The 15,541-nt window shown below is 39.3% G+C and carries 11 protein-coding genes and 4 pseudogenes; 11 read left to right on the top strand and 4 right to left on the bottom strand.

The features are described 5' to 3' along the window. Positions 1 to 73 precede the first annotated feature (73 nt). The 7 genes and pseudogenes from LOS73_RS05445 to LOS73_RS05415 all read left to right on the top strand — a co-directional run bounded on the left by LOS73_RS05445 (position 74) and on the right by LOS73_RS05415 (position 9,718). On the top strand, positions 74 to 712 hold the full coding sequence (locus tag LOS73_RS05445; RefSeq protein WP_007377202.1) for an ATP-binding cassette domain-containing protein: 639 nt from the start codon (positions 74 to 76) through the stop codon (positions 710 to 712). Between the two features lie 32 nt (positions 713 to 744). Next, the gene (locus tag LOS73_RS05440; protein ID WP_039488395.1) at positions 745 to 1,425 is read left to right on the top strand and encodes a CDP-alcohol phosphatidyltransferase family protein; all 681 of its coding nucleotides are present in this window, start codon (positions 745 to 747) and stop codon (positions 1,423 to 1,425) included. Next, positions 1,418 to 2,209, top strand: coding sequence for a sterol desaturase family protein (locus tag LOS73_RS05435; RefSeq protein ID WP_008134509.1), 792 nt, complete (start codon positions 1,418 to 1,420; stop codon positions 2,207 to 2,209). Before LOS73_RS05440 ends, LOS73_RS05435 begins: the two co-directional genes overlap by 8 nt. Positions 2,210 to 2,485: 276 nt before the next feature. Beyond that, positions 2,486 to 3,193: a hypothetical protein gene (locus tag LOS73_RS05430; RefSeq protein WP_033032225.1), complete on the top strand. Its 708-nt coding sequence runs from the start codon at positions 2,486 to 2,488 to the stop codon at positions 3,191 to 3,193. Positions 3,194 to 3,218: 25 nt separating this feature from the next. After that, positions 3,219 to 4,190 carry a hypothetical protein gene (locus tag LOS73_RS05425; RefSeq protein WP_033032222.1) on the top strand — a complete coding sequence of 324 codons (972 nt, stop codon included), beginning with the start codon at positions 3,219 to 3,221 and terminating at the stop codon, positions 4,188 to 4,190. Positions 4,191 to 4,412: 222 nt separating this feature from the next. After that, positions 4,413 to 6,542 (top strand): annotated as a pseudogene (locus LOS73_RS05420) (family 16 glycosylhydrolase). A 242-nt stretch (positions 6,543 to 6,784) separates the two neighbouring features. Continuing rightward, positions 6,785 to 9,718: a TonB-dependent receptor gene (locus LOS73_RS05415; RefSeq protein ID WP_457934625.1), complete on the top strand. Its 2,934-nt coding sequence runs from the start codon at positions 6,785 to 6,787 to the stop codon at positions 9,716 to 9,718. A gap of 244 nt (positions 9,719 to 9,962) precedes the next feature. Here the strand turns inward: LOS73_RS05415 and LOS73_RS05410 are convergent, their stop codons facing one another. Then, positions 9,963 to 10,721 (bottom strand): SDR family NAD(P)-dependent oxidoreductase, encoded by a 759-nt coding sequence (locus LOS73_RS05410; RefSeq protein WP_457934624.1) that lies wholly within the window; start codon positions 10,719 to 10,721, stop codon positions 9,963 to 9,965. A 130-nt stretch (positions 10,722 to 10,851) separates the two neighbouring features. On the opposite strand from LOS73_RS05410, the gene LOS73_RS05405 reads away from it, so the two are divergent. Further along, the gene (locus tag LOS73_RS05405) at positions 10,852 to 11,754 is read left to right on the top strand and encodes a LysR family transcriptional regulator (RefSeq protein ID WP_008134514.1); all 903 of its coding nucleotides are present in this window, start codon (positions 10,852 to 10,854) and stop codon (positions 11,752 to 11,754) included. A 62-nt stretch (positions 11,755 to 11,816) separates the two neighbouring features. Continuing rightward, positions 11,817 to 11,990, top strand: a pseudogene (locus LOS73_RS05400) (IS110 family transposase); the annotation flags it as partial. 39 nt (positions 11,991 to 12,029) lie between these two features. Here LOS73_RS05400 and LOS73_RS05395 read toward each other — a convergent pair. Together LOS73_RS05395 and LOS73_RS05390 are read right to left on the bottom strand one after the other, a co-directional pair. Continuing rightward, the gene (locus LOS73_RS05395) at positions 12,030 to 12,839 is read right to left on the bottom strand and encodes an SDR family NAD(P)-dependent oxidoreductase (protein WP_033032216.1); all 810 of its coding nucleotides are present in this window, start codon (positions 12,837 to 12,839) and stop codon (positions 12,030 to 12,032) included. Between the two features lie 60 nt (positions 12,840 to 12,899). Continuing rightward, positions 12,900 to 13,253 (bottom strand): MerR family transcriptional regulator, encoded by a 354-nt coding sequence (locus LOS73_RS05390; RefSeq protein WP_096794380.1) that lies wholly within the window; start codon positions 13,251 to 13,253, stop codon positions 12,900 to 12,902. Between the two features lie 926 nt (positions 13,254 to 14,179). Between LOS73_RS05390 and LOS73_RS05385 the strand changes: the two are divergent. Continuing rightward, a pseudogene (locus LOS73_RS05385) lies at positions 14,180 to 14,353 on the top strand (IS110 family transposase); the annotation flags it as partial. A gap of 35 nt (positions 14,354 to 14,388) precedes the next feature. On the opposite strand, the gene LOS73_RS05380 reads toward LOS73_RS05385, so the two are convergent. Continuing rightward, complete coding sequence (locus LOS73_RS05380) at positions 14,389 to 14,673, bottom strand: hypothetical protein (protein WP_007377189.1); 285 nt, start codon at positions 14,671 to 14,673, stop codon at positions 14,389 to 14,391. 239 nt (positions 14,674 to 14,912) lie between these two features. On the opposite strand from LOS73_RS05380, the pseudogene LOS73_RS05375 reads away from it, so the two are divergent. Beyond that, a pseudogene (locus LOS73_RS05375) lies at positions 14,913 to 15,533 on the top strand (TonB-dependent receptor); the annotation flags it as partial. Between the last annotated feature and the right edge of the window lie 8 nt (positions 15,534 to 15,541).

Here is a 15,541-nt window from a genome sequence, read left to right as displayed (position 1 = left end):
AGTACGCAAGTTTAAAAGTGCACATATTTAAAGCCCCATGTTTAACACTATCAATCAGGGTTAAGGTTTTTTAATGCAGTCATCGTTACAGATTAAAAATTGTCAGCTTTATCGCCAAAATGAGCTGCTACTTAGCTTAAACGAGCAAGTTAATGGCGGTGAAATTCTGACTATTATGGGCCCATCAGGCAGTGGTAAATCAAGCTTATTAAATTGGCTTACGGGTACTTTACCAAGTAGCTTTAAGGCCAATGGAGAGGTATGGCTTAATGGTCAAAATATCGATAACACCCCTCCACACTTACGCCATATTGGAGTGCTTTATCAAGACGCTTTATTGTTTTCGCATTTAACTGTTGCTGGTAACATTGCCTTTGCAATGCCTAAAGGTAATAAAAAACAACGCCTTGAAAAAATAGCACACGCACTTGAGCAAGTCGGTCTTAAAGACATGGGTAATCGACACCCCGATAACTTATCGGGCGGGCAACAAGCCCGTGTTGCATTATTACGTATGCTGCTGAGCGAGCCTAAAGCCATTTTACTCGACGAACCCTTTAGCAAACTCGACACCCAACTGCGTATTGATACACGCGAACTCGTGTTTAGCCAAATACGCGATCATAAGCTACCTGCAATTATGGTAACTCATGACCATAGCGACGCCGACGCTGCAAATGGCAAACTCATTACTTTAAATAGCGCACTTTAATTCGTGGCTTTAATACGCATAAGGCAACAAACATGCTAGACAAATTTATCACCCCTGTAATTAAGCCACTTTTAACACCTGTGGTTATGCTTATGCATAAACGCGGCATAACTGCCGATCAGCTAACCGTGGTTGGCTTTTTAGTTGGCTTATTAGCCGTGCCATTACTGGCGTTTGAAATGTGGTACGGCGCATTAGTGGCCATTGCTTTAAATCGAATTTTAGATGGACTTGATGGCGCATTAGCACGTTATGCAAACCAAAGTTCAAGCGCGGGTGGCTTTTTAGATATCACACTCGACTTTTTATTTTACGCGGCTATTCCGCTTGGCTTTATTTTGGCAAACCCTGAGCAAAACGCGATAGCGGGCTCCTTATTACTTGCCACTTTTATTGGTACGGGCTCAAGCTTTTTAGCTTTTGCGATTGCCGCCGAAAAATTTAAACTCGAAAAACCGCAATTTAAATATAAAAGCTTTTACTACTTAAACGGCTTAACCGAAGGCACTGAAACAATAGCGCTATTTATTGCATTTTGTATTTGGCCGCAGCACTTTGCGGTTATGGCGAGCATTTTTGCTATTGCGTGTGGCATAACTATTTTTACCCGTATACATGGCGGTTATCACACGCTTAAGCAACAAGAAGCCGATGCTAACAAAGCAGCTGAAAACGTGCCTAACAGTGCAAATTCTGAGGTAATAAATGACTAATGAAGTATGGTGGCGACTCGGCTGCTTTTTTAGCATTTTAATTATAATGATGCTGCTTGAATGGCAAAAGCCAGCTCGCCAAGCACCTATTAAAAGCAGTACACGTTGGTTTGCTAATTTTGGGTTAGTGTTTGCCTCGTCGCTTATTGCACGCTTAGTTGTACCCATTGGGTTAACCGCTGTTGCACTTTACAATCAAGAGCACGGCATTGGCTTATTTAATCAAATAGCCCTACCAAGCAGTTTAATTATTATATTGAGCATACTTTTACTCGATATATTAATTTATTGGCAGCATAGATTATTTCATCAAGTGCCTATTTTATGGCGCTTGCACCGCGTTCACCACGCCGATGCGCATGTTGATACAAGTACGGGCTTGCGCTTTCACCCTATCGAAATTGTACTGAGCATACTTATAAAACTCATTGCAGTAACAGCTCTTGGCGTACCTGCTATTGCGGTACTTATTTTTGAAATAGCACTTAATGGTTTAGCACTATTTAATCATGCAAATATACGCCTACCTAATGCCATTGAAAAACCACTGCGTTTAATATTAATGACGCAAATTTTGCATCGAATTCACCATAGCCAAGTGGTTAGTGAAACTAACTCAAACTATGGTTTTAGTGTAATTTGGTGGGATAAATTATTTGGTAGCTACAAAGATAAAGCAAAAAAAGCCGACGCAGATATAAATATTGGCTTAAAAGAATACCCAAGCCAAAAGCAAAATGCCTCGCTTTGGGGTTTATTGATCATGCCATTTAAAAATAAGTGAGCTCTACTTAATAATCAACACATAAACGATTGCACCCTACAATCGAATTAAAATGACTTTACTATACGTATTATTGAATAAAAAGGTAAATAATGGCAACACTCATATTTTATTAGGGCTATAAAATATTAAAATTTAACCTTCTAAAACGAGCGTAATAAAGTGTAATAATTATTATTGCTAAATATAACTACTCTTATCGAACCTGATGTATTGAGCAACGATTGCTCACTTTGGTACTTAGAACTTTAATTTATTATATTGGAGATAAGAGCTATGAGTACAATTACTTGGAATGACGGACGTTCTATTCAACTTACAGGTGGCGATACAGCGCAGTGCGAAAACCTAAAGGCAGGACAGCTTTACGCTGTATTTTTATATAATGCTTCAGGGGAAGACCAAAATATCCCAGTGTCCGTAAATATAGGTAACGGCCACCCCCCTAAGACTGTCAATGTCCCAGGAACAACAGGAAATAATGGTCTAGCGGCTTTAGCCCTTATTTCAGGAAACGATACACAAACCGCTAATGTGTCGATTGTGAGCCATCAAAGTGGCGCAAAAATTGATGCATGGATCGGTAGTGTTGGTATGCCAACCAATACATCAGGCATCGAAAACATGCAATTACCATTCAATGGTGAGCTGCAACAATTTAACAAACGCGCTAGATACTACGCAGTACCGGAGTCACGTTGGTATCAGTTGACGCTCAATAGTCCACAAACTCAATTTATCTCTGTTCAGTTTTCAGAGAACCATGCAAAAGTATTTATAAATAACCCTGTGGGCGACCCAAGTAATATAATCGTACCTACAGGTACTGTAGCTGAAGGTTCAAGCTATGAAGTTGTTAAACCACAAGGGCAACCACAAACGATCACTTACCAAGGCCAAGGTAATGGTCAGCAAAAAGTATGGATGAATGCTGATAGTCAGCAAAATTCGTCTGACTCAACCATAGTTGCTCAGTACATTTAAGTTAGCTTTAATGTAACAGGAGTCGATGAATAATATGAAATTTAAAACATCTTCTCCTGAACCATTACAAAGTAATCAAAAACTTAAAGCGCGAAGAAAGTTTATTAAACTTTCCTTAAGCTTATTTACATCTACCCTCATTCCCTCTTTTTATAGCAAGGCAATAAGTAACCCAGAAAATTCAAATAGCTGGAGTATAGGAGAGAGAGTAGAGCTCTGTGAAGGACAAACTATAACCTGTACTTCTCTGTTTCCTAAACGTATTTACTGTGTACTTATATACAATACGTCCAAAAATGACAGAAACGTTTTCCTAGATGTAAATTGGAGTAATCAGCAAGCGCCAAAAAAAATGACAATTCCAGGCTCAGAAAACAAACAAGGCGATGCATCACTAATTTTAGTTTCAGGTAACGATACATCGACAATTTCGCTGTCGATTACCAGTGGTAACGGTGGACAAATAGAGTGTTTTTTAATCAGCACAGCAATAGAATCTCCTAGCCCGAATCTACCTATTCGACATATTGTTACAGGCGGAAAACGATATATAGTTGAAAAATACCAACACTATCTTGGCCTTATTAATAGAGGTTGGTATCACCTAACATTAGAAAATAAAATTTCCCAGTCAGTTGTTTTACAAATTCAGCACCATCAGGTCATAATTTACATACTAAACCCTACTCAAACTCCACTATTTAATATCACCAGTGTAGGAAGTATTACTAAAAACAAAGACTACCTTATTCAACGCGCCGATTTTGAGGGCCAACCACAACGTATTGAAGTGCTTATTCAAGGGAATGAGGAAACAATAATGTGGGTTGGCGCTTCTAGTAAACAAGCTCTGAACAATACAACTTTAGCTCTGCAAGCGCTGTCTATAACAAGAGTATTGTCTAGGGAAGAGCCCAGTACAGTAAAAAGAAAAGCTTTGCAGTGTTATAGCGATAAAAACAAGGTTTATAGTGGGCCTTGGGTTAACCAACAATGATATTCATTAATCTCAGTTCAAGTTAATTAGATTTTTTGCATAGGCCTTACCGTAAACTAATTGTAAATAAATTAGACAAATAAGTTGACCAATTCGTCACTCCACAATATCATTTGTAAGCGCTTACAAAACACAATCTAAAATGTAAGCGCTTACAGCATGAAAAACAAAGCTCAAAAAACAATTAATCTGACAATAATCTGTTGAAACCGGGGTTCAGTTATGAACATTGAAACAACGCACATTACACGTTTACTTGCCGCTATTCTCTTTAGTTACGTTAGCTGGCTGTGGTGGAGACTCTGCCACTAAATCAAATTTTGAAAATGTAGATGCCTCTGAGCCAGTATCAGATTGGCAAATGGTTTGGAGCGACGAGTTTGAAGGCTCAGCCATTGATACAAACAAATGGAACTATGAATTAAACTGCGATGGCGGTGGTAAACAACGAGAAACAGTGTTACACCGACAGCGAGCAAAATGCATTTATTGCAGACGGTGTGTTAAACATTGTTGCCCTAACCCGCTGAAGAAGGTGCAGAAAAACCTTACACTTCAGCGCGCTTAAATACGCGTTACAACGCTGACTTTACGTATGGTCGCTTTGAAGTGCGCGCCAAACTTCCATCAGGACAAGGTAGCTGGCCAGCATTTTGGATGCTGCCAACAGATGAAGTTTACGGCACTTGGCCTCGTTCTGGCGAAATAGATGTTTTAGAATCAGTAAACCTTAAAACACCGGATGAAGATGGCGGTATCGAGTCTAGTATCCACGGCACCCTTCATTACGGACGCGCGTGGCCAGATAACAGCTCTACGGGCAAAGAATTTAAATTCCCTGAAGATACTAATCCGGCAGATGATTTCCACACGTATGCTGTTGAATGGCAAGAAGGCGAAATTCGTTGGTACGTTGATGGCTACTTATACGCAACTCAGCGTCAATCTGAGGTTTTATATAATTCCAAAAATGAGCCTGCAGGCTTAAAACATCGTGGTTGGTTTGCAGAATACTTTGAACAAGGTTCTGGCGAACTTACAACGCATTGGGATAGCGCACCATTTGATAAAGACTTTCACTTATTGCTAAACCTAGCAGTAGGCGGCGACTGGCCTGAAAACGTTAATGATTTAGGTGTAGACGCTAGCGCATTTGAAAACGGCCAAACCTTTGCTATTGATTACGTGCGTGTTTATCAATGTGCATCAGATCCTGATACAGGTAAAGGCTGTGAAACCGTGCGTCCAGGCTACGATAGCCTAGACGATGCCTTACTTGAGGGTGAGGCACCAGTTCCTATAGCTGGAGGAGTTACTCCATTAACCATATTTGGTGATTCTTTTAATATTAATTGGCCTGCATGGGATTGTTGCGGAGGTTCAACTCCTGCAATAGTTGTTGATGAACAGCAAGGTAATACTGTTGAATTTAGTGTTGGTGAAAACCCAACGGTAAACGGCTTTATTTCAAGAACTGAGAATATTACTGATGAGTCAGGTGTTGCCTCTCCATTTGATGCAACGCCACTTCTAGCAGAAGGATACTTTCAATTTAAGATGAAAGTAATGAGTGCTCCAGCGGACCCAAACTCTACCTGGGTTATAAAGCTTGAAAGCGCAGGAGATGCCCCTACTGCAGCCGAATTGCCTATTACCCAAAGCGTTGAAGGTATTGCGCCTGTTGTAGGCCAATGGCAAATATACACATTTAAATTATCGGATCTTGTTGCAGCAAACTTAGATATTAGTGCTATTGATGTAGTTATGATTTTCCCTGCATGGGGCACTGGTAACGGTGCTGTTTATAGAGTTGATGATGTAAAAATAACTCAAGATTTCCCAGAACTTGATGTGTTCTCTGATACCCAAAATCTTGATTGGCCAATGTGGGACTGCTGTAGCGGCTCTACGCCAGTGGAAGCAATGGATGATGAACAACATGGTATAACTGCAGAGTTTACAATAAACGATACGCCTACTGTAATGGGCTTTAATAGCCGTACATCTGTTGGCGGGAGCGGCGAAGCATTTGATGCAAGCGCTATCATAACGGTTGGTCAAATTACATTCGATATGAAAGTAACAAGTATGCCAAGCACACCCGATGCTCCATGGTTTTTCAAAGTTGAGTCAAACGAAGGTGATTCTGCTGTAGAGCTTGCACTTACTGAAAGTGTTGAAGGCATTGCCCCTATTTTAAACGAATGGCAAACATATACTTATACGCTTTCTGACTTATCGACTGCCGGTTTAGATGTAAGTTCGATAGATGTATTAATGATTTTTCCTAATTGGGGCCAAGGCGCTGGCGCAGTATACCGTGTTGATAATGTAAAAATTTCAAACCCATAATTTAGATTTCACTGACAAAAATTTAGGTGTTTATACCAATTGCATTAAACAAGAGACCTATTATAGCGCTAAGAAAATAGCACAATAACAAGGCGAAAATTGTGACATATAGTTGTTCTATATAAATAATTTTTAACGCAGTTAGTGAGTTATTTAATGCGATAGAATGATCATATTTTTAATAAAATTGGTATTACACAGCACCTTCACTCTTGAACAACATTTTATAAAGCAGAGCTATTATGAACACATTCAATTTTAAAAAGAGCCAACTTGCGGCTTCTGTGTCTCTCATCATTGCTGCGAGCACATTAAACACAGCTATTGCGGCAGAAGCACAAACCAGCGTTTCATCTGATGTAGAAGTTATTGAAGTAAAAGGTATTCGTGGTTCACTTATTCGTTCTATGGATATGAAACGCGACTCTTCTGGCATTGTAGATGCCATTTCATCTGAAGAAATGGGTAAATTCCCAGATACCAATTTAGCAGAATCATTACAACGTATTACCGGTGTATCGGTAAGTCGTGCAAACGGTGAAGGTAGCCAAATTACAGTACGTGGTTTTGGTCCTGAGTTTAACTTAATTACCTTAAATGGTCGCCAAATGCCGGGCACTGGTTATACACGTTCGTATAACCTTGAAAACATCGCCTCTGAAGGCGTAAGTGCGCTTGAAGTATTTAAAACAGCACGTGCAGACGTGCCAAGCGGTGGTTTAGGTGCAACGGTAAATATTTCTACTGCGCGCCCTTTTCAAAAGCCGGGTCAAAACTTTTCAGCAACCGTTAAAGCAAACCACGACTCGTCAAACGAAGCTGGTGATAACGTAACACCAGAGTTTTCTACGGTTTATAGCAATACTTTTGTAGATGACACTTTTGGTTTTGGTTTTTCATTTTCGCACCAAGAGCGTGACTTTCAAAAACAAAGTGCCAATATTCAAGGCTGGCAGGCAAACGTAGACTTACCTGAATTAGATAGCAGCAACGTCGTTGATAACCGCACAGACCCTGCTGGTAACTACTACTTCCCTAAAGACATGAACTACTCTATTGAAGATGTAGAACGTGAACGTACAAATGGGCAAGTTACTTTTCAATACGCACCGGTAGATGGCTTTGTAGCAACACTTGATTACACTGCAAGTAAAGCTGTAACAGGTTCTCAGAGTATTGGTTGGGGTATTTGGAACGACTTTGGTAGCAATATTAATGGCTACGAACTAGATGAAAATGGTACAGCTGTTTATGCTGATATTAGCGGTAACGATGCGTCATTCACAGCCAATAAAGGTACTACAGAAGTAAAAGCACGCTCACTTGGTTTAAACCTAGATTGGGAAATTAACGACACATGGCACGTAGAGCTTGATTACCACGACTCTAAAAATGAGACTGACAACGGCGCCGATGACGGGCTAGGCAGTACCGGCCAAGTGATTTTGGGCTCAGATCAGCTTGCTAATAAAATTTACGATTACCGCACAGGCGATATTCCAAGTGCTCAAGTTAACTGGTTAAACGGCACAAGCGAACTAACATCAGGCGAAATTGACTCAAACTTTAGTCAGTTTACTCACTCACCGGGTGAGTCAAACATTGAACAGTTACAACTACATACTACGTGGTATAACGAAAGCTACGACATTGGTTTAGTTAAAGTTAAATTTGGCGCATCACGTACTGAGCAAAACACTGGTGGTTACACCGCGTGGAGTGGTTTAGTAGGTGGCCCTGGTTTTAACCCGTCGTATACAGAAATATTCCCAGATAGCATGTTTACTCGCCACGATACCTCGGGTCTTTTAGACCAATTTGCTGGCGGCGGTAACGACTTACAACCTAATTACTACTACACGTATGACTTCGATGAAGCAGTTGCACGCCAAATTGCTTATTTAACAGCAGATGTAACAGGCGGCGATGCATACGCAGCTAATGCCTATATGGATGGTATTGACAGCGAAAGCTACGTAGAAGAAATCACTAATAGCTTTTATGTTCAATCAAGCTGGGAATTTGACGTAAGTAACTACTACGTAAAAGTAAATGCAGGCCTACGCTATGAGCAAACAGACGTAACCAGTACTGTACGTCAACGCGTTGAAGATCAAGTTAATTGGATCAGCGCTTCAGAGTGGATCATGCAATACGCTGCTGGCGGCGATGATAACTTCTTAGAGCAACAAGGTGATTACGATGTTTTACTGCCTTCAATCGACGTAAGTGTTGATTTAACTGAAGACGTAGTAGCCCGCGTATCTTGGGGTAAAACAATGTCGCGTGCACCACTAGGTAATTTGGCCGGTGGCCGCAGCTTAACAGGCAGCCCAAAACCAGGTTCTCGTACAGGTAGCCAAGGTAATACAAACTTATTGCCATTTGAATCAACAAACCTTGATTTATCATTTGAGTATTACTACGCAGAAGGCAGCTACGCGTCTGTTGGTTACTTTAAAAAAGATGTTGATAACTTTATTCAAACCACCATTACGCAAACCACTATTGATGGCTTGTACGATGTTTTAAACGGCCCTCGTTACTTACAAGCCGTAAGCGATATTGAATCACGTGGCGAGCAAGCAACAACCGACGCTATTTTTGCACAAATGATTGCCAGCGGTTACGGCAATGCAAATGGTGTTATTGAGCCAAACAGAGACGATCCGCTAATTACATGGAATATTAGCCAACCACAAAACACCGACAGTAAATCGGTAGATGGTTTTGAAGTTGCTGTTCAGCACTTAATTGGTGAAACCGGTTTTGGTATTGGTGTAAACGCAACATTTGTAGATGGCGACGTTGAATTTGATAGCGAAAGCCTTGATCAACAAGCACCACTTACAGGCTTAAGTGACTCAGCTAACTTTCAAGGTTTTTACGAAAAAGACGGCCTATCAGTGAAAATTACTTACGCATGGCGCGACTCATACCTAATTGGTGTAGGCCAAGCGCAAGGTTCAGCTGATGCGCCTCCGCAATATGCTAAAGCGTATGGCCAATGGGATATGAGCGTTAACTACGATGTAAACGAAAACGTAACGGTATTTTTTGATGGCATAAACTTAAATAATGCAACCGAAGAAGGTTACGGACGTTACGAAGAGCAGTTCTTATTTGCTAATCAATACGGTCCTCGTTACTCAATTGGTGCTCGTTACACGTTCTAACTAAATTTCCTTTAGTAAAAAATGCAAAAAACCGCTCACCGAGCGGTTTTTTATTGTCTAAAGTCATAATTTTTTAATAAGTGATACCAATCTGTTTATATATGGGGACTATTTAACGTTAAGAAAATTACGCTAGAGCTGGGCAAAAATTTTTGTACATAGTTGTTCTAAAGAAAAATTTAGACGACGCTATAGTGAAATTTAATTCACTAAATTGCTCAAAGATTCATGCCGGTTGGTATGATTACATATACATACCGCCCGATACCTCAAGTCGTTGGCCTGTCATCCAACGGTTTTCGCCCGCTAATAAGTTAGCAATCATAGGCCCTATATCGTCTGTTACACCAACTCTGCCCATTGCCGTTTGTGATGTAATAAACGCATTTACTTCATCGTTATCACGAACGACGCCATTACCAAAGTCGGTTTCAATTGCACCAGGGGCTACAACATTTACCGTAATATTTTTAGGTGCAAGTTCTTGAGCTAAATACCTTGTCATTACTTCTATTGCACCTTTGGTCATTGCATAAGTAATATGACCGGGTAATGAAAAACGCGTTAAACCACTTGATAAATTAATAATACGACCACCGTTTTTTATAAAGGGCAACAATGTTTGGGTAACAAAAAATACTCCCCTTAAGTTAATATTTATTAACGTATCAAAAGTTGATTCACTTGTGTCTGCAAAACTGCTAGTAAGCCCCACCCCTGCATTATTAATTAAGTAATCAAACTCACTTTGTTGCCAATGAGTCTGCAGGACATTTTGTAGTTGTTGTGCAAAACCCTCAAAGCCGAGCATATCACTTACATCTAATTGCAATGCAACCGCTTTAGAGCCTAGCTCCTGTACTTGCTTTACAACCTCTTTTGCTTCTTTTTCATGACGACGGTAAGTAAAAATGCAATCGATATTTTGCTTTGCAAGGCAAAGCACCGTGCTTTTACCAAGCCCACGATTACCACCGGTGATCACTGCAATTCGTTTGTTCATTGTTATATCCTGTTGAAAATAAAAGCGGGGAGTTAAATAACTTCCAAGCCAGTATATTTTTTCAAGCAACAAAGATAAACAGGCTGAAAAGAGTTACACTGTTCAAAATAAACGAACAATAAACAGTGTTATGAAAGACCTAAACGCAATACGTATTTTTATTAAAGTAGCGCAACTCAGTAGTTTTTCTAAAGCAGCAACAAGCTTAAATCTTCCTAAGTCAAGTGTATCGCAAGCAGTAACCATGCTTGAAAGTACATTAAATACGCGTTTATTACACCGTACTACACGCACTGTAAATATGACTTCAGACGGTGAGCTATTTTATCAACGTGCACTAGGAATTATCAGCGACGCTGACGATTTAAAAAATTTATTTGTAAGTGAGGATAAAGGTTTAACAGGCCGAATACGTGTAGATATGCCACAAGCTGTTAGTCGAGATACCATCATTCCAAACTTAAGTTCGTTTTTAAAAATGCACCCAAATCTTGAAATAGAACTTGGCAGCTCCGATAGACGAGTAGATGTCATTAAAGAAGGATTTGATTGCGTAGTAAGAGTGGGCGAACTTACCGACTCATCGTTAATTGCACGACGTTTGGGCAGCTTTAAAGTTTTAAATTGCGTAAGCCGTTATTATGTAAAAAATCATGGTTTACCTAAAACTCTTAACGATTTAAAAAATCATTACATTGTTCGCTACAGTCAAACACTTGGTATCCCTGATCCGGGTTTCGAATATTTAGATAGCAATAATCAATTGCAATCAATAACGATGAAAAGCCAGCTTACTGTTAACTCCTCAGAGGCATATTTAAGCGCAGTACTGAGTGGTTTCGGGCTTATTCAATCACCTATTCACGGTATAAGTAAATACCTTGAATCTGGCGAACTTATACAAGTTTTGCCTCAATACGCGATGCCCGACCTACCAATCAATATTTTGTACCCAAATAGGCACCACCTACCCAAGCGCGTAAGTGCATTTATGCTTTGGCTTGAAGAACAATTGAGCGTCTTTACAAAGTAATAATCTGTGCGTTATTCATTTTGCGCTAAAGCATCGTTACTTAGCCACGATAGTTGGCAGCAAGAAGTAAAGGAAAACCCCATAATAGCATCATCAGAACATTAGCATTTAAGTGGATACGAATACTGTTTAGGTGTTTAAAAACACATACGCCCTACGATAAATCAACTTACTTAACTGTATTGAAAAGCAAGGGTTCACCACTATTAAAATTTGCGGTGGAAAGTGAGTTTTAGTGCTTGCTGTCCACCTCAAGGCATGTCCTTATATGAACCTTAAACTAAGCTTTTTCCCAATACATTGTCCTTAAACATGCTAACAACTATTTTGACTGTCCTTTTACGTGAAAATAATCGAGGTATTAAAGAGACTACGTAATTAATCTTACCCGATACTGTATACATTCTATTTTTTTCGTAAGCCGCGAGCGCAGATTTAACTACCTTGCTTGCAGGAGCCAAGTTCATATTGGATGTATCAGCATTAGCATTTTCCATAAAACGAGACTCTGTAGTACCGGGGCACAAGGCCATGACGCGAATATTCTTATCTAATAATTCTCCGGTAAGAGCCTCTGAAAAACTTAATACAAAAGCTTTAGATGCACCATAAACAGTCTGGTATGGTAAAGGTTGAAAAGAACCAATAGATGCTACATTAATAATTCCGCCGCTATTTTTATTTACCATTGCAGGCAAACATAAATGAGTAAGTTCAACTAATGCATTAACATTTAACATCAACATTTTATGATAAGTTTCAAAACTCTCACCAGAAAACTCACAAAATTTTCCAAAACCAGCATTATTAATCAAATAATCAACTGACAAGCCTAAATCATTTATTTGTTCAAATAATTTTTTAGGGCCATTTAGTTCACTTAAATCGGCGGGAATAGTTTTAATCCAAATATTCCTATGTTCACGCTCTAACTCTTGCGCTACACTTATTAGATCGCTATGCGTTCTGGCTGTTAGGATTAAATTAGCTCCTTTGCTAGCGAGTTGTTTAGCAAACTCTTTCCCGATGCCTGAAGATGCGCCTGTAATTAATATATTTGTGTTTTCTAAATTCAGCTTTTTCACTATAAATCATCCTATGAGTTAATTATCAGTTAACTGTAAGCCTTTCCCTTGAGGGGAAGGTCAAGTGAATTCTTTAACTAAATCTATTTTAAATTGCTTCAAATTCTCATTTTTCAGCAAAATCTCGTCAATCTCTTGTTTTAAAAGTGATATTTTTTTATCTATAAGTAGGTGAATCAAATCAATAGGAAGTTTCTTTTCCTCCGTTTTTTTTGACACTATGTCCTTGATTTCACCGAGGCTAAACCCAAGGGTTTTAGCACGACAAATCATACTTATAACCATGACATCATGATTACTATAAATACGGTAGCTACCTTTTCTATTTGGAAGCGTTATCAAACCAATTGACTCATAGTACCGAATAGCTTTTCGAGTTGCTCCAGTCAATTCAGAAACACGACCTATTAACATAGTAATCCTTATGAGTGATGGAATAGATAATCGTCTAATGCTTACATTAAACGGCTAAAGAACGTTGGCTAAAATGTGTGAAGCACGAACAATAGCCAGCTGTTATTAGCCCGTTTAAGAGTAAACTTGGTGAGCAGGCTTCAATGAGTTTTTCCATTGACCTAATCCTCTAAACACGGCCACCCCACTAAAAAGGGTTATAACGCCCGCATAAACAGCGGAGCAAGTTGGACGCTTTTTTGCGCCGTGTGTTTTGCAAAAAACCGGCCTGCTTGCGGAATCAGGTTTGATCCGTTTGGTGTATTTTTTTGTAAACGTAAAAACGAAATATTAAGGCTTGAAATAGTGCTGCGAGACCAAACAACAATGAACCTTTATAAAACAAGGACGGTAGAACAAACGCCATTGGTATAGCAGCATAATATAAATAGGAACGATTTGTGTATTTGCTTATTAAAAAATGAAGTGGAAACCCAATTACTAACCAACCTACGATAGAAATAAACAGATAAACACCCACATATAGTAAAAATGTAACAACCAACCCTAAAAGGTCGTTTACTGATGATGGTGCTAAACCAGTAAATAAAGCCCAGACAGCAATGCCTATTCCCACAAATAAGAGGCTTTTAAGTATTGCGTCATCCCACCTTCCAAGACTCAATTTTTTATCCTTAAAATATACCGAGCCTGTAGATTAACCCGTTTTTTATTTGTTTTTTGATAAACAAACCATAGCTGAGTTCCTATTTTGATTCAATTAATTACTGTATTTTTCATAGAATATAAAAGCTGGTTTGGTATTGTTTTAACTGGCGTTTTGGAAGGATTTACGGGTACTTGAGTGGCTTTTATTTAGGGTAAAAGGGCTTAACTCTAAATTTTCAAGGCAAACATTTGTGAAATTGGCAGGATAGTTGGCAGCAAAAACCAAAGTGAAATTCCATAATACCATCATCAGATCATTGGCATTTAAGTGGATACGAATCCTATTTAGGTACTGGAAAACACGTACGCTTTAAGACGAATCAACTTCCTTAACTTCATTGAAAAGTAAGGGTTCACCGCTGTTAAAATTTGCGGTGGAAAGTGAGCTTTAGCGCATGCTATCCACCTCAGGGCGAGTTCTTAGATTTCAAAGTGATGCAATATACGCCTCGGATTTTTTACGATAACTCTCTTCAAAAGCGATAATTGCAGCCACCACGCCAGAGCCTAATAAAACAAACATGGCTGATGGAAATATAGCTGTTGATAAAACAAACAATTGATTAATCCCAAATCCCGTTTTCATGAAGAAAGATGTGATAAAGGCAATAATTGATACGACAATAGCAATGAGCGCTAAAACAGTTGTAACCCTCGTGATTAGCAATAGCAAAGGTAAGTTTTGTGTAGATAAATTTTTATACGGCTTCATCGTAGATTCCTTTCATTGAAATATAACGAGCCTGAAGATTAACCCGTTTTCTATCTGTTTTTATTAATAAACAAACCATAACTGAGTTCCTATTTTGGTTCAATCTATTACTGTATTTTATGCAGAATATAAAGTGGGAGTTTGGTGTTGTTTTAATTAGTTTTTTGGAAGGAATTACGGTGGTTAAGTGCAAAATTTAAGGTGGGTGTCTTTGTTATTCTTATTCCATTTGTTATTTCGTAAGCGATATTGAATCACGTGGCGAGCAAGCAACAACCGACGCTATTTTTGCACAAATGATTGCCAGCGGTTACGGCAATGCAAATGGCGTTGTTGAGCCAAACAGCGACGATCCGCTAATTACATGGAATATTAGCCAGCCACAAAACACCGACAGTAAATCGGTAGATGATTTTAAAGTTGCAGTACAGCACTTAATTGGTGAAACCGGTTTTGGTGTTGGTGTTAACGCGACATTTGTAGATGGCGATGTTGAATTTGATAGCGAAAGCCTTGATCAACAAGCACCACTTACAGGCTTAAGTGACTCAGCTAACTTCCAAGGCTTTTACGAAAAAGACGGCCTATCAGTTAAAATTACTTATGCATGGCGCGACTCATACCTAATTGGTGTAGGCCAAGCACAAGGTTCAGCTGATGCGCCTCCGCAATATGCTAAAGCTTATGGCCAATGGGATATGAGCGTTAACTACGATGTAAACGAAAACGTAACGGTATTTTTTGATGGCATAAACTTAAACAATGCCACCGAAGAAGGCTACGGACGTTACGAAGAGCAGTTCTTATTTGCTAATCAATACGGTCCTCGTTACTCAATTGGTGCTCGTTACACGTTCTAAACTATTTC

The organism is Pseudoalteromonas sp. SCSIO 43210 (genome assembly GCF_054133285.1).
This window is presented reverse-complemented; position numbering and strand designations above follow the sequence as displayed.